Source organism: Marisediminicola antarctica (genome assembly GCF_009930795.1).
Classification (GTDB): Bacteria; Actinomycetota; Actinomycetes; order Actinomycetales; family Microbacteriaceae; genus Marisediminicola; species Marisediminicola antarctica.
This window is the reverse complement of record NZ_CP017146.1, coordinates 588,096-608,383: the sequence shown is the minus strand read 5'-3', so window position 1 is coordinate 608,383 and position 20,288 is coordinate 588,096. Positions and strand designations below refer to the sequence as shown.

General features: G+C 68.5%; 18 protein-coding genes. 10 read left to right on the top strand and 8 right to left on the bottom strand.

Annotated elements, in window-relative coordinates; genetic code table 11:
* Window positions 1-43 precede the first annotated feature (43 nt).
* Window positions 44-943 (bottom strand): TerC family protein, encoded by a 900-nt coding sequence (locus BHD05_RS02890; RefSeq protein ID WP_161885094.1) that lies wholly within the window; start codon window positions 941-943, stop codon window positions 44-46.
* Between the two features lie 92 nt (window positions 944-1,035).
* Between BHD05_RS02890 and BHD05_RS02885 the strand changes: the two genes are divergently transcribed.
* Entirely contained in the window at window positions 1,036-1,866 is an 831-nt protein-coding gene (locus tag BHD05_RS02885; protein WP_161885093.1) for an HAD-IIA family hydrolase, read from the top strand.
* 30 nt (window positions 1,867-1,896) lie between these two features.
* Here the strand turns inward: BHD05_RS02885 and BHD05_RS02880 are convergent, their stop codons facing one another.
* The 4 genes from BHD05_RS02880 to BHD05_RS15650 form a co-directional block, all read right to left on the bottom strand.
* Entirely contained in the window at window positions 1,897-4,608 is a 2,712-nt protein-coding gene (locus BHD05_RS02880; RefSeq protein ID WP_161885092.1) for a cell wall-binding repeat-containing protein, read from the bottom strand.
* Between the two features lie 118 nt (window positions 4,609-4,726).
* The gene (locus BHD05_RS02875; RefSeq protein WP_161885091.1) at window positions 4,727-5,758 is read right to left on the bottom strand and encodes a hypothetical protein; all 1,032 of its coding nucleotides are present in this window, start codon (window positions 5,756-5,758) and stop codon (window positions 4,727-4,729) included.
* A complete protein-coding gene (gene pyrE, locus BHD05_RS02870) occupies window positions 5,755-6,306 on the bottom strand; it encodes an orotate phosphoribosyltransferase (protein ID WP_161885090.1) in 552 nt (183 codons plus the stop codon). Before pyrE ends, BHD05_RS02875 begins: the two co-directional genes overlap by 4 nt.
* 116 nt (window positions 6,307-6,422) lie before the next feature.
* Complete coding sequence (locus tag BHD05_RS15650) at window positions 6,423-7,148, bottom strand: hypothetical protein (protein ID WP_202614280.1); 726 nt, start codon at window positions 7,146-7,148, stop codon at window positions 6,423-6,425.
* A gap of 372 nt (window positions 7,149-7,520) precedes the next feature.
* Here BHD05_RS15650 and BHD05_RS02860 point away from each other — a divergent pair, with 372 nt between their 5' ends.
* On the top strand, window positions 7,521-8,357 hold the full coding sequence (locus BHD05_RS02860) for an exodeoxyribonuclease III (RefSeq protein WP_161885089.1): 837 nt from the start codon (window positions 7,521-7,523) through the stop codon (window positions 8,355-8,357).
* Window position 8,358: 1 nt separating this feature from the next.
* Here BHD05_RS02860 and BHD05_RS02855 read toward each other — a convergent pair whose 3' ends face one another.
* Window positions 8,359-9,279 carry an AEC family transporter gene (locus tag BHD05_RS02855; RefSeq protein ID WP_161885088.1) on the bottom strand — a complete coding sequence of 307 codons (921 nt, stop codon included), beginning with the start codon at window positions 9,277-9,279 and terminating at the stop codon, window positions 8,359-8,361.
* A gap of 139 nt (window positions 9,280-9,418) precedes the next feature.
* On the opposite strand from BHD05_RS02855, the gene BHD05_RS02850 reads away from it, so the two are divergent.
* From BHD05_RS02850 to BHD05_RS02840, 3 genes are all read left to right on the top strand, one after another.
* Window positions 9,419-10,234 (top strand): alpha/beta fold hydrolase, encoded by an 816-nt coding sequence (locus BHD05_RS02850; protein WP_161885087.1) that lies wholly within the window; start codon window positions 9,419-9,421, stop codon window positions 10,232-10,234.
* A gap of 164 nt (window positions 10,235-10,398) precedes the next feature.
* Window positions 10,399-11,805, top strand: coding sequence for a DUF6421 family protein (locus BHD05_RS02845; protein WP_161885086.1), 1,407 nt, complete (start codon window positions 10,399-10,401; stop codon window positions 11,803-11,805).
* A 98-nt stretch (window positions 11,806-11,903) separates the two neighbouring features.
* Window positions 11,904-12,569 carry an SDR family NAD(P)-dependent oxidoreductase gene (locus BHD05_RS02840; RefSeq protein WP_161885085.1) on the top strand — a complete coding sequence of 222 codons (666 nt, stop codon included), beginning with the start codon at window positions 11,904-11,906 and terminating at the stop codon, window positions 12,567-12,569.
* 198 nt (window positions 12,570-12,767) lie between these two features.
* Here BHD05_RS02840 and BHD05_RS02835 read toward each other — a convergent pair whose 3' ends face one another.
* Window positions 12,768-13,817: a zinc-dependent alcohol dehydrogenase family protein gene (locus BHD05_RS02835; RefSeq protein ID WP_161885084.1), complete on the bottom strand. Its 1,050-nt coding sequence runs from the start codon at window positions 13,815-13,817 to the stop codon at window positions 12,768-12,770.
* Window positions 13,818-13,903: 86 nt separating this feature from the next.
* On the opposite strand from BHD05_RS02835, the gene BHD05_RS02830 reads away from it, so the two are divergent.
* The 4 genes from BHD05_RS02830 (at window position 13,904) to BHD05_RS02815 (ending at window position 17,539) form a co-directional block, all read left to right on the top strand.
* The gene (locus BHD05_RS02830; RefSeq protein ID WP_161885083.1) at window positions 13,904-14,788 is read left to right on the top strand and encodes an ABC transporter ATP-binding protein; all 885 of its coding nucleotides are present in this window, start codon (window positions 13,904-13,906) and stop codon (window positions 14,786-14,788) included.
* A complete protein-coding gene (locus BHD05_RS02825) occupies window positions 14,785-15,909 on the top strand; it encodes an ABC transporter permease (RefSeq protein WP_161885082.1) in 1,125 nt (374 codons plus the stop codon). Before BHD05_RS02830 ends, BHD05_RS02825 begins: the two co-directional genes overlap by 4 nt.
* Before the next feature lie 255 nt (window positions 15,910-16,164).
* Complete coding sequence (locus tag BHD05_RS02820) at window positions 16,165-17,214, top strand: threonine aldolase family protein (protein ID WP_161885081.1); 1,050 nt, start codon at window positions 16,165-16,167, stop codon at window positions 17,212-17,214.
* A gap of 37 nt (window positions 17,215-17,251) precedes the next feature.
* Complete coding sequence (locus BHD05_RS02815; protein WP_236966622.1) at window positions 17,252-17,539, top strand: putative acetyltransferase; 288 nt, start codon at window positions 17,252-17,254, stop codon at window positions 17,537-17,539.
* Between the two features lie 110 nt (window positions 17,540-17,649).
* On the opposite strand, the gene BHD05_RS02810 is transcribed toward BHD05_RS02815, so the two are convergent.
* Complete coding sequence (locus BHD05_RS02810; protein WP_161885080.1) at window positions 17,650-18,321, bottom strand: haloacid dehalogenase type II; 672 nt, start codon at window positions 18,319-18,321, stop codon at window positions 17,650-17,652.
* Window positions 18,322-18,526: 205 nt separating this feature from the next.
* Between BHD05_RS02810 and pgi the strand changes: the two genes are divergently transcribed.
* The gene (pgi, locus tag BHD05_RS02805) at window positions 18,527-20,176 is read left to right on the top strand and encodes a glucose-6-phosphate isomerase (RefSeq protein WP_161885079.1); all 1,650 of its coding nucleotides are present in this window, start codon (window positions 18,527-18,529) and stop codon (window positions 20,174-20,176) included.
* The last annotated feature ends 112 nt before the right edge of the window (window positions 20,177-20,288 follow it).

Below are 20,288 nucleotides of genomic sequence, written 5' to 3'. Positions count from 1 at the left end.
ATCAGCCCCGCGCGCGGCCGGATCAGACCCGCGCGCGGGCGGATCAGCCGAGCCCGGCTGGCTCCTGATGCCCATCGGTCTGGGTGATCGTGCCCAAGACCGGCTTGCGCGAGAGGCCGACGGCACCGGCATCCGGACCCGACGAGGTTGCGGCCGCGACCGCGGCGTGGTCGTCGGCCTTGGAGTATGCGTGGCGCAGGTGCACCGGCTCGATCGCGCCGCGGCGCTTCTCCTGGCGGGCCTTGGCAACGAGGTTGAGGGCCTCGACGAGGATCGCGAAGGCCATCGGGCCGTAGATCAGCGCCTTGTCGATCTTGACCTCGAAGCCGTCGGCAATGAGGAAGACGCCGATGAGCACGAGGAACGCGAGCGCGAGCATCTTCACGGTGGGGTGCCGGTTGACGAAGGTGAAGATGTACTTCGCCGAGAAGAGCATCACGGTGAACGACGAGACGACCGCGACGATGATGACGAGCAGGTTGTCGACCATGCCGACGGCGGTGATGACCGAGTCGAAGGAGAAGACGATGTCGAGCACGAGAATCTGGGCGATGACCGCACCGAAGGTGACGGTTTTGATGCGGCCGCTGCCGTGCGACTCCGCGCCCTCGAGCTTCTCGTGGATCTCGGTGACCGCCTTGTAGACGAGGAACAGCCCGCCCGCGATGAGGATGAGATCTCGGCCCGAGAAGCCCCTGCCGAACGCGGTGAAGACGTCGTCGGTGAGGGTGATGATCCAGGTTGCACCGAACAGCAGCCCGATCCGAATGATCATCGCGAGGGTGAGACCGAGATTACGGGCCTTCGCCTGCTGCTCGACCGGGAGCTTGCTCGCGAGGATCGAGATGAAAATCACGTTGTCGACGCCAAGCACGATTTCGAGAACGAAGAGGGTCACGAAGGCGATGGCGAGGTCGGGGGTCAGTTCAAATGAGAGATCCACCCGACGATCCTAGACGAAGTGGATGCTGCCGCGGCCGCGCTTGGATGCGAGCTCGCCACCCGCTCGAAACACGCGGTCGCTACGATGTGGCCATGGCAAAACGCGACGAAATCGAATGCTGGCTCACCGACATGGACGGTGTGCTCGTACACGAGAACAAACCCCTGCCCGGCGCTTCACAACTCCTCCAGCAGTGGCGAGACCAGGGCAAGCCCTTCCTCGTGCTCACCAACAACTCAATTTTCACGCCGCGCGACCTGAGCGCCCGGCTCAAGGCATCCGGCCTCGACGTTCCCGAGGAGTTTCTCTGGACGTCCGCCCTCGCGACGGCGGACTTCCTGGCGTCGCAGAGCCCGGGCGGCTCCGCGTTCGTGATCGGCGAGGCGGGAATCACCACGGCGCTGCACGAAGCCGGCTTCGTGATGACCGATACCTCCCCCGACTACGTCGTCATCGGCGAGACGCGCAACTACTCGTTCGAGGCGATCACCCGCGCAATCAGGCTCATCCTCGCGGGCGCCCGGTTCATCGTGACGAATCCGGATGCGACGGGACCGTCGGCCGAGGGGCCGATGCCCGCGACGGGTGCCGTCGCGGCCCTCATCACCAAGGCGACCGGCATGGAGCCCTACGTCGTGGGCAAGCCGAACCCGATGATGTTCCGCTCGGCGATGAACAAGATCGGCGCGCACTCGGAGAACACCGGCATGATCGGCGACCGCATGGACACCGACATCGTGGCGGGCATCGAGGCCGGGCTGCACACCATCCTCGTGCTCACCGGAATCAGCGACCAGGCCGAGATCGACCGCTATCCGTTCCGCCCAGACGAGATCCTGAACGGAGTCATCGACCTGGTCGACGGCGAACCGTTCGCGGTTGGGATCGACGACAATCTGATGCCGGAAGAGCCTGTCGTCTAGCGTCGGAGGGCCGCGCTCGTCTCCCGCTGGCTAGACGGCGCAGGGGGCGAGTCGCTCGACTGCGGTCGACACTGTCGAGGTGCCGCCCAGAAGCACGAGTTTCGTCGCCCCGTATTCGTTGATTGCCGCGACCGTGGCCTTCGGGACGCAGCCGCCCGGCACGACGTAGAGAGGGGCGTTGTTCGTTCCGGCGAGAGGCGCTCCCGCGAGGGCATCGGGGAAGTTGTACCCGGTGGCGATGTAAACGGTGCTCGCCGTCGTGAAAGCGTTGTCATTGAGCGCGAGGGAGGTCGAGAACCGGTCGGGGCCCATCAGGCGGAGTGTTCCGCCCGGCAGCTTCAGCGCCTTGGCCGAGTTCTCGATGCCGGTCGAGAGCACGGCCGGCCCTCCAGCCAGCACGATGTCCGTCGGGTTCAACTTGCGGATCAGGTCGATGGTCGCCGCATCCAGCGTGCCGGTGGAACCGTCGACGAGGATGACGGCACCGTTGTTAGCCCCGGCGGCGGCGCTCGCGGAGAGAGCGTCGGGGAAGTTCCGTCCGGTCGCCAGGTAGACCCGGTCGACGCCGGTGACTCCGAACGCGGCGTCGACGATGACCCGCGACGACGCGTACCTGTCGGCGCCGCCGTGCCGGGTGATTGACTGGGTAAGTTTTGCCAGCTGGGTGTAGACGGCGGCGTTGATCGAACCGGTGCTGCCGACCACGATGATCTTCTTCGGCTTCAGCCGCTCGATCTCGGCCTTCACGGCTGCTGGAATTTCGGTGGTGGTGACGAGCAGCAGCGCTCCGCCGGCAGCGGCGGCGGCCGGAGCCGCGCTCAGCGCGTCGGGGTAGTCGCTTCCCCGCGCGACGTAGAGCACGCCGACGCCGGGAGCGAAGGTGCGCGACATGGTGATCGCGGTTGCGTAGCGGTCGGCTCCCCCGAATCGTTGCACGGCAAGCGGGACCGTGACGGTGGATGCCGACCACCGGCTGACGGACGCGTAGCCAGACTTGGTGCCGGTGACTTTCACGCTGATCTTGCTGCGCACATCGGCGAGGGTCGGGACGTAGGTGTTGGATGTCGCTCCGCTGATGGCGGTCCCGTTGCGGAGCCACTGGTAGGAGAGGTACACCGGTGCCGGCGACCAGGTTCCCGCGTTCGCGGTGAGTCGCGCGCCGACCTTGACTGTTCCGGAGATGGTCGGCGTGGCGGTGTTCATGGCCTTCGGCGCTATCCCGAGGGTGACGACGACCTGTGCAGTCGCCCCGCTCGACGTGAAAAGGATGTTGGCGCCGTCTCCGAGCGACGTGAGGGACTGCCCCGGCTTGAGGTAGTGGTTGCGATAGGTGGAGTTCGCCAGGGTGAGCGCGGCCGAGGTGTTGTTGTCGCGGATTCTGAGTATCCGGAGCCCCGGCGCGTAGCCCGGCACCACGGCACGGGAATAGATCGAGTTGGCGTCGATGCCCGTGCCGGAGCGGTACTCCACGTAGTAGACGGCTCCGGTGGTCGGGTCGACGACCTCGAGTCCGCGAATCCCGGATGTCGCCGAGGCCGGGTTCAGCGTGAAGGCGGTCGAGGCAGCTGCCACGGTCGAGGGCAGGGACACAGTGACGAGATCGTTGCCCAGGCCGTTGACGCGCTTCTTCTGCGTGACGTTGAGGGCCGGGAGCTGCGCGTTACCCACGCCGTTGAAGGCATATCCCGCGGCCATCACGTCGTAGAAGTCGGCGTACTCCGTGTCGGCGCACGCGGTCACCTCGTCGCACTGCATGGCGTTCGAGTGGCGAAGGCTCAGGTTGTGGCCGAGCTCGTGACCCACCGTCTGCTCGAAGGTGGGCGCAGAGTAGGCGGCATACGCCAGCCCGCCGCTGGGCACGGACCCGACGGTGCCTTTGCCCGTGCCGCCGCCGCACTCGTTCGGTGCGACGACCAGCATGTGCCGGCCGGCGGACATCCACCACGTTGTGGTCGGTGCGTTGAAGAGCTCCGCGCCCTCATCCCACATCGCCTGAGGATTGCAGGCGTTGGCGGAGACGACGCGTCGCACGGAACCGGTGATCGAGAAGCTGGCGACCTGCCCGTTGGTCTGCGAGTTCCAGAACCCGCTGAGCCTGCTTGTGAGCGTCTGCAGGGCGCCGTCGGACGCGACGATGTTGGCAGGGTCGGCGGGAAGCGTGACGACGATGACCTCAAGGGTGTGAGCGACGGCCGAGATGGCCGCGCTGGTCTCCGGGGTGATCATCGCGTCGTCGACGACGAGCGGGGTGTCGAGCGCCTCACTCGCGTCGATGATCTCCTGCCCGACCACGGAGTCGTGGTCGACGATCCCCTGCCGCGTCTCCCCTGCGATCGCCTCGGCGATGGAGTTGTTGATTGCGCCGATCGAGTCCGCGGGAACCGACAGGGTTCCGCGCAAGCGGTCGCCGGTTTCGACGTTCTCGGGCAGCCCACCGCCCAGCGGGATCGAGGTCCCGTCGTCGGTGACCAGGCGAATCTCATCGGGCAGCAGCGTCGTCAGCTCACGCGGCCCGTGCACATCGTGTGCGGCGTGGTCCTCGGCTGACTCCTGTCCGGCCAGCACCAACAGCGTGCCCTCGACCTCGACCAGGGTGCCCTCGTCGATGACGAAATCGCTGGCCGCCGAGCCGGCCGCCGGCACGAGCACCGTGAGGAGCACCGTGAGCGAGGTGACGAACCCGCCGAACCTGCGCCAAGTGGGTGCCGCGCGCCGGATGTGTGGAACAGACTGAGTGGCCAAAACGACAGAATCCATTCCTCGAACTGCGGGGCACTCTCGCTTTTCGCGAGATTTTTTTCAGAATAGACGAACCTGTCTAGTCACGTGAGCCCCCCGTTCGGGCGTGTGGACCGCGCGGTCAGAAGCTGGCGAGCCCCACGGACTCCGCGCGGACGACGGCAACGTCGAGCGCGCCGGTGACGTGCGCGGCATCCGCAGGCTGGGCGAGTACGAACGTGAGCACGATCGCCAGTGCGACGAGCAGCACGATGCCGACGAGCAGCAGGATCTTCCGCGTGCGAGACGGCGCAGCCTTCGTACCGGCTTCGCGACTCGCGACCGACTGCGCGCGACCGGCGATAGCGGGGCCCTCGGCCGTCGGCACTATCGGCACATCGAAGCGCGCCGCGCCGGTGGCAGCAACGGGATTGGCTGCGACCTGAACCGTCGGCGGCACGACGGGGACGGTCGGGGTGAGCGGCGCCTGTGCCCGCGGGGTGAACGGCGCGTGGGGGTCGACAGGGTCGTCGATCCCGTCCTCGTCGGGTTCGTCCGCTCCCGCCTGGGCGGCAGGGATGTCATCGCGGGTCGCCTCCTCGCGTGCGGCCTCGTCGCGGGCCGCCGCCTCGCGCGCTGCGCGACGCGGCGACGGGGCATCGAGGACCTCCGCAATCGATATAGTGGCCCCCGTCACACCAGCTGGCTGGATTGGGTCGGCGGAGAACGCGAGTGCGGATACGGGGTCGGCGAACGGCTCGGCGAACGGCTCACTCCCGCGCTGCGTCGCGGGCGAGATTGCGGGCGAGATTGCGGGCGGCGGCGGATAGAACGGGCGGTCAGGCTGCGGAGGCGCGGCCGCCGTCGCAGCGGACACGGGCGCCGCAGCGGACACGGGCGCCGCGGCGACGGTCTGTGCGGCGACATCGTTCGGCTCGACTGCGGGTAGCTCCGCCTTCAGTGCGGGAAAAAACGACTCGGGCACCACCACGTCGGGCTCACGCTCGAGCGGGCTGGCGGTCGGTCGCAACCCCCAGCTGAAGGATGCCCCGGTCGCCGCGGTCGAGTCGACGGCGTCGGCATCCGCAGCATCCGTTCCCGCGTTCTCGTCGTCCAGGTCGTCGTCGAACTGGGCGGTCAGCCAATCGTGGGGGTCTTGGTCCTGCCGGTTCATCCGTCGAGCCCCAGGTCTGCGAGGCCGATCGCGGAGTAGTACGGATAGCCTGCGGCCTCAATGATCTCCTTGGCTCCGGTGTTGCGGTCGACGACGACGGCAACGGCGACGACGATCGCGCCGACTTTGTTGAGCGCGGCGATCGCGGCGAGCGGGGAGCCGCCGGTGGTGGAGGTGTCCTCGAGCACGATGACGCGCTTGCCCTTGAGGTCCGGGCCCTCGACCTGCTTGCCCCGGCCGTGGTCCTTGGGCTCCTTGCGCACGACGAACGCGTCGTAGGCCAGCCCTCGAGCGGCTCCCTGATGAAGGATGGCTGCGGCGACAGGGTCTGCCCCCATCGTCATTCCGCCGACAGCGGTGACGTCGGGGATCTCGGAGATCAGGTCGATCATGACCTGGCCGATGAGCGGCGCGACGCGGTGATCGAGGCTCACCTTGCGGAGGTCGACGTAGTACGTGGCCTTCTTGCCACTTGTCAGCGTGAAGTCGCCGTGGAACACGGCCTCCGCTGAAATTGCGTCGATGAGTTTGGCGCGCGCGTCTGTCACGACACTCACATTAGACGAGAGAGTGGAGGTGCGCTCGAACCTCCTCGCCCGCGCGACGGTTGGGCGCTCCACCCGCCGGGTCGCTGGCCAGGTCAGGTTTCGCCGGTGAGCTCCGCCTAGGCGGCTTCCGCCCCGGTGCCTTTGGGTTCTTTCTTCACTTTTTCGTCTTTGGGAACTGTCCCAGACGGGCTGGTCGGGGTCGTGGCGGGGTCGGCCGCGGGGATCGGGGCGGCCGGTGGGTCCGGCACACGGTCCGGCGGCGGGGTAGTTGCCGGATCCGCTGGCGGAGTCACAGGGGCCGTCGGCGCGCCCGGCACGGCGGGGTCGGGCGTCGCGGGCCCCGGACCGGCGGGGCCGGGCGCGACGGGGCCGGGCGCGGCAGGGGCTGGAGCGGCAGGGCCGGGCGCGGCAGGGCCCGGCGCGGCAGGGCCCGGCGCGGCAGGGCCCGGCGCGGCAGGGCCGGGCGCGGCAGGGCCCGGAGTGACGGGGCCGGGCGCCGCGGGTTCGGGCGCCGCGCCTGGAGCATCCGTCGATGCGGCCGGGCTTATCGTCACGGAGGGCTGGGGCCACAACGGCAGGAGGGCCGGATACTGGCGCGCAGCCTCGGCTGGCGGAACGGCCGCGACGGGATCGTCGATCACGGCCTCTCCGTCGGCCACGGAGTCGCCCGCCGCATTCTCGCTGGCCCTGCTGTCGAGTGGCTCACGCGATTCCGAACGAGGTGCCGTCACACCCTCGGGCAGGCTCACGTACTCCGCGTCCATTCCCTTGTCGACAATGGCCGCCACGGCGCCGACCGACAGGGGAAACACGAGCGCGGTCGCGACGATCACCTCCGCCATCCGCAGCGTCGGGTGGCGTTTGCCGGAGGTTGCCCTGGGACGGGCCGGAACTGACAACGCGACAAGGTGCGGGTCGAAGGATGCTGGTGGCCGCGGAGCCGGGTGGCGTGCTGCCGGTGTCCGGTGGCGTGGTGGCGCCGGGTCCGGGTGCGGGTCCGGCGCGGGGTCCGGGAGGGAATCAACGGGCCGGTGAAGTTCCGTGGCCGCCTCCGACGAGAGGAACCACTCCAGCGCATCCGTTGTGGAGTAGTGATTCTCGGACCGATTGCGGCGCACCATGACTCGACCGTAGATCGGTGCGCCGCCCGGCGCAGGCCGATTGACAAAGGGGTGCGGTGCGGGTAGTCAGCGCGTCGCCGGTAGCGTTAACGCATGCGAGTAGCGACCTGGAACGTCAATTCGATTCGAACGAGAGTCGGTCGCGTCGTCGACTGGCTCGTGCGCGAAGACATCGACGTGCTCGCGATGCAGGAGATCAAGTGCAAGGAGAGCCAGTTTCCCTTTGCGCCGTTCGACGAAGCCGGCTACGACGTCGTGCTGCATGGTCTCAACCAGTGGAACGGCGTCGCCTTCGCGAGTCGGCTGCCGATCGAGGACGTGACGCGCGGATTCGACTCCGCCCCCGGCTTCGGCAAGCCCGACGAGAGCGGCGCGTTACCGCAGGAGGCGCGTTCGCTTGGAGTGACGGTAAACGGGGTGCGGCTCTGGAGCCTGTACGTGCCGAACGGGCGTGGGCTCACCGATCCGCACTACCCCTACAAGCTCGACTGGCTCGCGAAGCTCGCCGCGGAGACCTCGGGCTGGCTCGCCGAGCATCCGGACCAGCCTCTCGCCCTCATGGGCGACTTCAACATCGCCCCGCTCGACACCGATGTCTGGGACATTGCGCTGTTCGAGGCGCACACCCACGTGAGCCAGCCCGAACGGGACGCCTTTGCGGCGTTCGAGAAGGCCGGACTCATCGATGCGCTGCGCACGCGCGGGGTCGAGGGATACACCTACTGGGACTACCAGCAGCTGCGGTTCCCGCGCAACGAGGGCATGCGGATCGACTTCATCCTCGGCTCCCACGGCTTCGACGAGCTTGTCACCGCGGGGCGGATCGACCGCGACGAGCGCAAGGGCGACGCGCCCAGCGACCACGTTCCCGTCGTCGTCGACGTGGATCTCGGCAGCCTCGAAGACGACGACCGCCCGATGATCTTCTAGCTCAGTTGAGCAGCAGCGCGACCACGAGCAGAACGGGAACCGAGCCGATCGTCGTGATGAGCACCGTGTCGCGCGCGATGATCTCGCCGCGGTCGTACCGCTGGGAGTAGTTGAACACGTTCTGCGCGGTCGGCAGCGCAGCCATCACGACGATCGCGAAGAGCTGGTCGTCGTCGAGGCCGAACACGAACCGGCCGAGCATCCAGGCCAGGAGCGGCATGACCGCGAGCTTGATCGAGGAGGCGAGAATCACGTCGCGGCGTTGCGTGCCCGCGGCGAGCGCGCGCTGCCCGTGCAGCGACATCCCGAACGCGATCAGCACCACCGGCACCGCGGCGGCGCCGACCAGCCGGAACGGCTCCATGACGGCATCCGGAAGTTCCACCTGCGTCACGGAGAGAATCGCGCCGAGCACCGAGCCGATGATGATCGGATTGCGCAGCGGCTGCGACAGCACACGCGCAACCGAGGTGCGACCGCTCGTGGCGACGTCGAGGATCGTCAGCAGGATCGGGGTGAAGACGATGAGTTGGAGCATGATCACCGGAGCGACGCTTGCCGCGTCGCCGATTACGTACACCGCCACGGGAATACCGATGTTGTTCGCGTTGACCCAGCCGGACGCCGCGACACCGATCGCCCCCTCCGGCAGCGGGCGGCGCCAGATCGCGAACGCGGCCACTCCGTAGATGACGAACGACGCGACCGCCGTGATCGCCGCCACGACAAGCAGCGACGAGAAGAGCACCTTCACGTCGGCATCCGCGAGCACGGTGAAGAGCAGCGACGGGGAGAGCACGAAGAACACGATCCGGCTGAGCACGAAGCGCGCGTGCGGGCCAAGGATCCCGGTACGGCCAACGATGTAGCCGACGGCGATGACCGACCCGATGATGCCGAACCCGGTGAGTATCCCCTGCATGCTCCCCCTTCGACGTGTTGGCTCACGATGCGTCGGCTGCACGCGCGCTGGCTCCAGTCTGCCGCAGCCGCACTGCCGGCCTGCGCTGCCGCGCAAGACTTCCTCGCGCACCTCCCACCCGCCGCGATAACCTCGATACGTGCCACAACTCGACGTCAACGGAGCCGTCCTCCACTACGAGACCGCCGGCCACATATCCGACCCCGCCGTTCTGCTCATCCACGCGGGAGTCGCCAACCTGCGCATGTGGGACGGCCTCGTGCCGATGCTCGACCGCGACCACTTCGTCATCCGGTACGACACGAGGGGGTTCGGCAATACCTCGACGCGGAATGTCGATTTCTCCGACCGGGAGGACGCGCGCGACCTCCTCGATCACCTCGGCATCGCCAGGGCGACCGTGGTCGGATGCTCGAGAGGCGGCGGAATCGCGATCGACCTCGCCCTCGAGAGCCCCGACCGGGTCGCGGGCCTCGCCACGGTCGGCTCGGGCCCGAGCGGCTTCCCCGACCTGGAGCCGTCCGCCCGTGAGCACGAGATTCTCGACGCGATGGACCGCGCCTTCGCCGCGGAGGACTGGGCGGCGCTCAACGAGCTCGAAGTGCGACTCTGGTCGATCGGCCCGACGAGGGACCAGACCCGGCTCGACCCCGAATTCGTCGACCTGGCCTACTCGCTCAACCGCACCAACCTCGCCAGGGTCGGCGAGCGGCCCCGGCCCGAGCACCTCGATCCGCCGGCGTTCGACCGGCTGCTCGACCTGCGGATGCCGGCGCTCGTCACTGTCGGTGAGAGCGACGTCACCGAGCAGCTCGCGGCCTTCGAATTTCTCGCCGCCACGATCCCGGGGGTGACGAGCGCGCGCTTCGCCGACGCCGCCCACCTGCCCAGTGTCGAGAGCCCCGAGGCGTTCAACCGGGTGCTCGGCGGATGGCTCGCGCTGCACGGTCTCTGACTTCACGGGCTCTGACGGCGCGCGCGCACGGCCGCCGAGACCTCCTCCGACGCGTGTTTCGAGCGCCGATCGCAAGCAAAAAGCGCGGATTGCTCGTTAGGCTCGGAACGAAGGGCGTTTTTGTTGCGCCCGGGCCACAACTCACGAGGATCGGAGGTCCACCCATGTCAGAACGCATCAGCACCAGCACAGCAGTCGTCGGGGAACCCGAGGTTCTCGAAGACGAGGCCGGCGCCTCGGCATCCGAGCTCATCGCGCACCCCGCCTGGCAGGAGCTCAAGGCGGCAGCGACCGCCCTGCAGGCGCACCAGCTGAAAGACGGGAGCATCCCCGACGAGGCCGCCCACCCACAGGTCCGCGCACTCGTCGCGACGATCCGCCGCAGCGTGATTCATCTGGCGCCGCTCTTCGCGCACGATGCCGCCTACCTCGCGGCGCTCGACGACGACTTCGGCAGGTGGGAGGCGAGCGGGTTCGGGGTTCCCGACTTCCTCAATGCACTCACCGAGTTCCAGCCGCAACACACCCGCGTGAACGGGATGCGGCACCTCGTCGTGTTCCCGATGGTGACCCAGAACGGCAGCAGCAGCCGCCTCGTCGAAGCGGTTCTGATCGAGGTCATCTGGCCCGAGTTCGTCGCCGAGCTTGAAGCCGGCGAGTACTCGAACAAGCTGTTCGTGCCGATCCGGTTCCTCGACTTCACCCCCGGCTACGAGACGAATTCGGCGGTGCTGTTTCCCGAGACGGTGGCGATGCGCGAGATCCCCACCTTCAGCTGGGGCGCGATCTTCGCCGACCGTGAGGCCGCCCGGTTCCGCCGGGTCGTGCGCCAGGCGGCATCCATCACCCGGCTCGAACTGCCGGAGGACGCGGCGGCGCTGCTCGACGACCAGCACCTCACCGAAGAGACCTTCGTGATGTGGGATCTCATCCACGACCGCACGCACATGCGCGGCGACCTGCCGTTCGACCCGTTCATGATCAAGCAGCGGATGCCGTACTTCCTCTACTCGCTCGAGGAACTGCGCTGCGACCTCACCGCGTACCGGGAGGCGGTGCGGATGTCCCGCGCGGAGGACACCGACGATGTGACGCGCGAGCACGCGAAGCTCGTGCAGTACGCGGTGCTGTTCGACCGCATCTTCCGGTTCGCCCTCACGGGCAGCCGGGTGCGCAACTACGACGGCGTCGGCGGGCAGCTGCTGTTCGCGTGGCTGCACCAGCACCACGTGCTGCACTGGACCGACACGCGCCTCACGATCGACTGGGCCGACGTGCCCGACGTAATTGTGGCCCTCGGTGCCCAGATCGACGAGCTGTACTGGCGTTCGATTGACCGTCCCAAGGTGGCGCACTGGCTCGCGGCGTACGACCTCGTCGCGGCGACGCTGACGCCGCATCCGGCCTCGAAGTGGGCAACCCGCGAGCTGCCGCTCGACGGTCCGGCCAAGGGACTGACGGATGCCGTGCTCGATGACGAATTCCCGCTCTCGATGTTCTATGAGGCCCTCTCGAAGAAGATGGCCGCGGTCATCGAGTCGACCGCGGGGATCACGGCGGAAAGCGCGTAGCGGGCGGGGGCCGTCGACCTGAGGTCCGAAGGCCCCTCCCACACCCCCGCGTGGTGGCTACGCTCGGATCAGGCACTTCTGAATCGAAGGTGGAGAACATGTCGAACGTTACAGAAACGGATGCCGCCGTTCGCGGTGTCTTCGGCCGCACGGTCATGGTCGCGGGCGCGACGGGTGAGGCCGGTCACGCGGTGTGCGCGGCGCTGGCCGACGCCGGGGCCAATGTGGTCGCCGTGGGATCGAAGATGGACAAGCTCGCCGGCGTGCGCGCCGAGCACCGATTCGTCTGCGACCTCGCCGATGGGGGCGCGGTCGAGGAGTTGGTGCGCGCCGTCCACCACGAGGTCGGCTCGGTCGACGGTCTCATCCACCTCGTTGGCGGCTGGCGCTCCGGGCACGCCGACCGTGACTGGGTCTGGCTCGAGGAGCGGGTCATGACCACCCTGCGGCACACCTCCGCCGCACTGCGCAACGACCTCGGGGCGTCGGAGGCCGGTCGGCTCGCGATCGTCAGTTCGACCGCCGTCGACAAGCCGACCTGGGGCAACGCGAATTACGCGACCCTGAAGGGCGCCGCGGAGACCTGGGTCGCGTCGATCGCGAGCGCGTGGGCGAAGCCGGGCAACTCGGCTGCGGTGTCCTTCGTGGTCAAGGCGCTCGGTGACGAGGAGGGCTTCACCCCCGTCGAGATGCTCGCCGAGCGGGTCGTTTCGCTCTGGGATGCGCCAGCCTTCGTGCTCAACGGGCAGCGCATCCGGCTGTAGCCGCTGGCCGGCCTCACGCATCCGGCAGTGAGGACCCAGCCGCCCGCAGCATCGTGAGAGTACGCGAAACGGCTGCTCCTCAGCATCCGCAGGCACCATTTCACGTACTCTCACCGCATTTGAGAGGCGCTGCTGGGCGATGAGGGGCGATGAGGGGCGATGAGGGGCGATGCGGGCGGATGCGGGGCGCATAGTGCGCTACGGCCGCAGCAGCACCTTCGTCGCGCGGCGCTCGTCCATCGCGGCGTAGGCCTCCGCAACCTCGGACAGCGGGAGCTCGAGGTCGAAAACCGGGCCGGGGTTGAGGGTGCCCGCGAGCACCTCCGTCAGCAGCTCCTCGATGTAGTTGCGCACCGGCGCGACCCCGCCGTTCACTCCGACGTTGGTGCCGAAGAGGCGACGGATGGGCAGCTCCGCGCCGCCGTTCGGCACACCGACATAGCCGATCATGCCACCGGGACGGGCCGAGCGGATCGCCTGGTCCATCGACTCCTTGGTGCCAACGCACTCGAGCACGCAGTCGGCGCCGAGCCCGTCAAAGAGCGCCTTCACCTGCTCGACGCCCTCGTCACCGCGCTCCTCGATCACGTCGGTCGCGCCGAACTCGCGGGCGAGCGCCTGGCGGTCGGCGTGACGGGACATCGCGACGATGCGCGAGGCTCCGAGGCGACGCGCGGCAAGGATCGCGCAGAGTCCGACCGCGCCGTCACCGACCACGACCACGGTGCTTTCGGCGCCCACTCCGGCCGACACGGCCGCGTGGTGGCCGGTGCCCATCACGTCGGAGAGCGCCAGCAGGCTCGGTACGAGCGCGGCGTCCGGCTGTTCCGGCGTCGCAACGAGCGTGCCGTCGGCGTGCGGCACCCTCACGAATTCGCCCTGGGCTCCGTCGGCGAAGCCTCCCATCCGGTCGCCGTTGCCCCACCAGCCGCCGTGCAGGCACGACGCACTGACTCCGTTGAGGCAGTTCGCGCAGGTCATGTCGCAGTCGTAGAACGGGGCAATGACGAAGTCGCCGACCTTGATGCGCGCGACATCCGGCCCAACCTCCTCGACGATGCCGACGAACTCGTGACCGATGCGGGTCGGCTCCTCGACGGGGGTCACGCCGCGATAGGGCGACAGGTCAGAGCCGCAGACGCACGCCGCGACCACACGCACGATCGCGTCTCCCCCGGTGCTCAAGACCGGGCTCGCCACCTCCTCGAGTCGGACATCGCGGGCGCCATGGATCACAGTTGCTTTCATGCTGCGAGCCTAGACACCTGCGCCTGAGCGTTGATCGTCACGACACCCTCCTCCACCTAAAGTTGAGGGAACGCTAGGAGGCGTGGATGCTCGAGCTACGCGGGGTCGGCCGGTCCTTCGGCGACCGGCAGGTGCTGCACGACGTTACCTTCGATGTGCTGCCGGGACGCATGACCGGATTCGTCGGCAGCAACGGCGCGGGCAAGACCACGACGATGCGGATCATCCTCGGCGTGCTGAGCGCGGATACCGGAACCGTGCGTCTCGACGGCGACGACCTGCTCCCGGAGGACCGACGCCGGTTCGGCTACATGCCGGAGGAACGCGGCCTGTACCCGAAGATGCGCGTCGCCGAGCAGCTCGTCTACCTGGCCCGGCTGCACGGGCTCGACAGGGCCACAGCGAAGCGCAACACCGCGGATCTGCTCGACCAACTCGGCCTCGGCGAGCGAGCAGGCGACACGGTGCAGAGCCTGTCGCTCGGCAACCAGCAGCGTGCTCAGATCGCCGCAGCCCTCGTGCACGATCCCGAAGTGCTCGTGCTCGATGAGCCGTTCTCCGGCCTCGACCCGATCGCCGTCGAGACCGTGCTCACGGTGCTCAAGTCCCGAGCGGATGCCGGTGCCCCGGTGCTGTTCTCCTCGCACCAGCTCGACATCGTCGAGCGACTCTGCGACGACCTCGTCGTGATCGCCGACGGCAGCATCCGCGCGACCGGGTCGAGGGAGGGCCTGCGCGAGGAGCACTCCGGGCAGCGCTACGAGCTTCTCGTGGCCGGCGACGCCAGCTGGGTGCGCGAGGTGCCCGGGGTGCGCGTCGTCGAGCTCGCCAGCGGTCGTGCCCTGTTTGACGTGGCTGCCCCGCCGTTCGCCCAGGATGTGCTCCGCCGGGCGATCGCCGCCGACACCGTCAGGGGCTTCGTACGGAAGCGGCCGTCGCTCGCCCAGATCTTCCGGGAGGTCATCCAATGACTGCGCACGCCACGCCCAGCCCCGTCGACGCCCCGCGGCCGAAGCTGTCGGCGGCGAACGTCATCCGCCTCGTCGCCGCCCGGGAGGTCATTGCGCGGCTGCGCAGCCGGAGCTTTCTCGTGTCGACCGGCATCCTGCTCGCCATTGTGCTCGGCTCGATCGTCGTGGGCGGCATCGCGAGCGCGAACGCCGAGCTGCCGAAAGTCGCGATCCAGCGCTCGGTCATCAACGCGCTGCCCGACATGTCGGGATATGCCCAAACCCTCGTAAGCGAGGTGTCCGAGGTGGAGGAGCTCGTGCGCGCGGGCGAGGTGGACGCCGGAATCGTCTCCAACTCGGAGGTCTCCCCGCTCGGGATCACCGTGATCGGCCTCGACGCGGCGCCCGGCGGCCTCATTGCCCAGCTCAGTATCGCGCCCGACGTGCGGATCCTCGATCCGGCAGAGCAGGATCCGTTTTTCGCCTACCTTGTCGCGCTCGGCTTCGGCCTCGTCTTCTTCCTCTCCACAATCACCTTCGGCTCGACGATCGCGCAGAGCGTCGTGGAGGAAAAGCAGACTCGCATCGTCGAGCTGCTGCTCGCGACGATCTCCGCCCGGCTGCTGCTCGCTGGCAAGGTGGTCGGCAACAGCATCCTCTCGTTCGGGCAGACTCTGCTGATTGCGCTGTTCGGGTCGATCGGACTGCTCATCACGCGGCAGAGCTCCGTGCTCGCCGAAGTGGGCCCGTCGGCGACGTGGTTCGTGGTGTTCTTCGTGTTCGGGTTCGTGCTGCTCGCCTCCATGTTCGCGGCGGCGGCCTCGCTCGTGTCGCGCCAGGAGGATCTTGGCGCCGTGATCTCCCCCGTCACGACGCTCGTAATGCTCCCCTACCTCGCGGTGATCTTCTTCAATGACAACCCCACGGTGCTGACGGTCATGTCGTACATCCCATTCTCGGCACCGGTCGGGATGCCGATGCGGCTGTTCCTCGGCGAGGCGCTGTGGTGGGAGCCGCTCGTGTCGCTCCTCGTGCTCGCAGTCACCACAGGGTTCGTCATTGTGGTCGGTGCGCGGATCTACTCGAACGCGCTGCTGCGCACCGGCACGAGGGTGAAGCTCCGCGAGGCGCTGCGCGGGTAGCGGGGGGAAGCGCTGCGCCGGTAGCGGGGTGTGGCGCCATTCGGCAGCTGAGTTTCGCGCTGATGGCGCGCTTCGGCAGGAGAATCTGCAACACTCCGACTCATCGCGCCAAACGAGACGGCGTGGCGCAGAAACTCCTGCGTTGGGCGCCGCGACACGGCGAGTGCCGGCGCGCGCCACGACCGCAGCATCCGCGAATCGCCGCACGCACGGGCACGGCAGCAGCAGCCCAGCGGCGAATGGCACACTGGTGTCATGACCCAGCTTCACGACACGACCTACCGCGGCTTCGCCTCCGACAACTACGCCGGCGCGCATCCGGAGGTCATCGCCGCTATCGGCGCTGCGAACGGCGGCCACCAGGTCGCCTACGGCGAGGACGTCTACACGGCCAGGCTGCAGGAGGTCATGCAGCAGCACTTCGGCGAGCAGGTCGAGGCATTCCCGGTGTTCAACGGCACCGGCGCGAACGTGCTCAGCCTCGAGTCGATCCTGCCGCGGTGGGGCGCCGTCGTCTGCACCGGCAACGCGCACATCCATACCGACGAGAACGCCGCGCCGGAGCGCATCGCGGGACTCAAGCTGCTGACCGTGCCCGTTCCCGACGGCAAGCTCACCCCCGAACTCATCGACACCGAGGCGTGGGGCTGGGGCGACGAGCACCGCGCGCAGCCGCTCGCCGTGAGCATCACCCAATCGACCGAGCTCGGCACCGCGTACACACCGGCCGAGGTGCGCGCGATCGCCGACCACGTGCACGAGCGCGGCATGACGCTGCACATGGACGGCGCCAGGCTCTCGAACGCCGCCGCGTCGCTCGGGGTGCCGTTCCGGGAGTTCACGACCGATGCCGGGGTCGACATCCTGAGCTTCGGTGGCACCAAGAACGGGCTGCTGTTCGGCGAGGCGATCGTGGTGCTGAATCCGGATGTCTCGCAGGGCTTGATTTACCTGCGCAAGATGAACATGCAGCTCGCCTCGAAGATGCGGTTCGTCTCGGCGCAGCTCATCGCGCTGCTCGAGGGGGACCTGTGGCTGAGGTCCGCGTCACACGCGAACGCGATGGCGCAGCGGCTGCGCACCGCCGTCGAAGGCATCGACGGAGTCACGCTCACCCAGCAGACGCAGGCGAACGCGGTCTTCGCGATCCTGCCGGCCGGAGTCGCCGACCGGGTGCGCGAGTCCTTCCGGTTCTACGACTGGAACCCGGCCACCCGCGAGGTGCGCTGGATGTGCGCCTTCGACACCACCGAGGCCGACATCGACGCCTTCGCCGCTGCGCTGACGCGCGAACTCGCGTCGTAGCGGCGGCCGGGGCAGTCGGGGCAGTCGGGTCGGTACGGTGACTGGTCAGGCGAGCGGTCCCGTGAGTGGCCAGGCGAGCGGTCCGGCGAGCGCAAATGCCGCACGGTTCGTGTCCGGCACCACCCCCGGTGCCCGCATCGTCGTGCGCTACCGCATTGAGGGCATGATGACGGATGCGCTCGGCCTTCTCTCCTCCGTCGACGACACGAACTGTGTCGTCGAGACGAAGCGGGGTCCGGTCGAGATCGCGCTCGCCGACATCGCTCTGGCCAAGGCGGTTCCGCCGGCACCCGAGCCGCGCCGGCCGCGGTCAGAGTCGCGCTGAGCCGCGGTATCCGGAAGCACCCGTTCCGCCGCACCCGGCACCACACGACCTCGCCGCATCCGTCAGCCGACCCGCGCGGCACCCGGCACCACGCATCCCCGCCGCATCCGTCAGCCGACCAGCGCCGGCAGAGCGTCGATGCCCGTCACGACGTGGTCCGGGGCGGCGAAGTAGCTCGGGTAGGTCGCCCCACTGCGGTTCACCCACGCGGTGCGGAGGCCGGCGAGGGATGCGCCGTGGATGTCCCACGGGTGTACCGCGACGAGCAGCATGTCGGCCGGGGCGGCCCCGCAGCGCACGACGGCGTGAAGGTAGGCCGCGCGCGCTGGCTTCCAGACCGGGGCGTTTTCGACCGTGAGCATTGCCTCGAACTGGTCTACGAGCCCCGCATCGCCGAGGAGCTTCTGGGCGATCTGCGCCGAACCGTTGGTGAGGGTCACGAGCCGGTGCCCGACCGCCCCGAGCGCGCGGACGCCGGGGGCGACATCGGCGTGCAGCCCGAGCTCGCGGAACCCGCCGAGGATGTAGCTCACGGCATCGCCGGGTTCGCGGTCGAGCGAGAAACCGGCGAGGCGCGCGCGCAGCAGCTCGGCGGCGATGGTCGCGAACGGGGCACTCGAGCCCACGGCGGCGAGCGCGAACCCGTCGCGGAGGAGCGCGGCAAACCACTCGCCCGCGAGCTGCGGCGGCGCCCCAACGTCGTCGAACCGCTGTGCGAGCGGCGCCATGTCGCTCAGGGTCTCGTTGACGTCGAACACGATAACGGCGGGGCGTGAGGGCATGGTGGTCTCCGATAGTCGGCAACGCGGTCGGGGCCCGGACGACCCCCGGCCACTCCATCCTCCCCCATGCAGACGAGAGATGCCCGGCCAGCCCGCGCGCTCGACGCCGATGACTGGCAAGCTGGTGAATGACGTCCGCCCAACGGCCGCGGGCGCGAATCGGATGCCAGCGGCAACAGCGACGGGCACGGGAAAGGTGACAGCGATGTCGAAGCCAGAGACGACCGCGGTTCAACTGCGACCCGAGTGGGAGGCGCTGTCGCGCCATCACGAGCAGGTCGCGGGAGACAGCATCCGCTCCCTCTTCGACGCCGATCCCACGCGCAACGACGATCTCACCTTCGAGTCCGGCGGGCTTGTGCTCGACGCCTCGAAGAATCTGCTCACGACCGGGACCATCGGTCTGCTCTGCGATCTGGCCCGGGCGACCGGAGTTCCCGAGCGCATCGAGCAGATGTTCGCGGGCGAGCGCATCAACGTCACCGAGAACCGGTCGGTGCTGCACGTGGCACTGCGCGCGGCTCGCGGGGAGAGGATCATCGTCGAGGGCGAGGATGTCGTCGCGCCCGTGCACGCAGTGCTCGACGCGATGGGCGACTTCGCCGACAGCATCCGCCAGGGGGACTTCCGTGGACACACCGGCAAGCGCATCCGCGCGATCGTGAACATCGGCATCGGCGGATCGGACCTCGGTCCGGCCATGGCCTACGACGCCCTCGCCGCCTACAGCGACCGCAACCTCACGCTGAAATTCGTGTCGAATGTCGACGGCGGCGACATTGACGAGGCGCTGCTGCATCTGGACGCCGAGGAGACGCTGTTCATCGTCTGCTCGAAGACCTTCACGACCCTCGAGACGCTCACCAACGCGCGCACCGCCCGCGACTGGCTGCTCGAGGGTCTCGGTGACCCCGCGGCGGTCGAGAAGCACTTCGTCGCCGTGTCTACCAATGCCACCGAGGTCGCCGCGTTCGGCATCGACACCGCGAACATGTTCGGCTTCTGGGACTGGGTGGGCGGCCGCTACTCGATGGACTCCGCCGTCGGCCTCTCGTTGCTCATTGCGATCGGCCGCGACGGGTTCGCCGACCTGCTCGCCGGGTTTCGGGCGATGGACCAGCACTTTCGCAGCGCGCCCCTCGAACAGAACCTCCCGGTGCTGATGGGCCTGATCGGGATCTGGTACAACAACTTCTGGGGCACCGAGACCCATGCTGTACTGCCCTACAGCCAGTATCTGGCCCGCTTCCCCGCCTACCTGCAGCAGCTCGACATGGAGAGCAACGGCAAGTCGGTCGGCCTCGACGGCGAGGCGGTGGAGGTGCAGACCGGCCCGATCGTCTGGGGCCAGCCCGGGACGAACGGGCAGCACGCCTTCTTCCAGCTCATCCACCAGGGCACCAAGCTCGTGCCGTGCGACTTCATCGGCTTCCTACGCCCGGTGCGCCGGGTCGGCGACCACCACGCGCTGCTCATGGCGAACATGTTCGCGCAGACCGAGGCGCTTGCGTTCGGCAAGTCCCTCGAAGAGGTGCTCGCGTCGGGGGTGGATGCTGGTGTCGCACCGCACCGGGTGTTCCCCGGCAACCGCCCGACCAACACCATCCTCGCCCCGACGCTTACGCCGTTCGTGCTCGGTCAGCTCATCGCGCTCTACGAGCACAAGGTCTTCACCCAGGGCACCGTGTGGGGTATCAATTCGTTCGACCAGTGGGGGGTCGAGCTCGGCAAGGTGCTCGCCGGGCGGATCGCTGACGACCTCGCCGCGGAGGACGACTCGGCCCTCGACCACGACCCGTCGACGAACGCGGCCATCCGCCGGTTCCGCGAGGCGAAGTCGGTCAGCGCGGAGTAGGGCTGCGCCGGGATCGTCCGGCCTGGCGACCCGCCCGGGCGGCGCCACCTGGGCGCGGCCACCTGTCCGGATCGTCGAGTCGTGTCTCCGGGAGGTGGGGTCACAGAGGGTG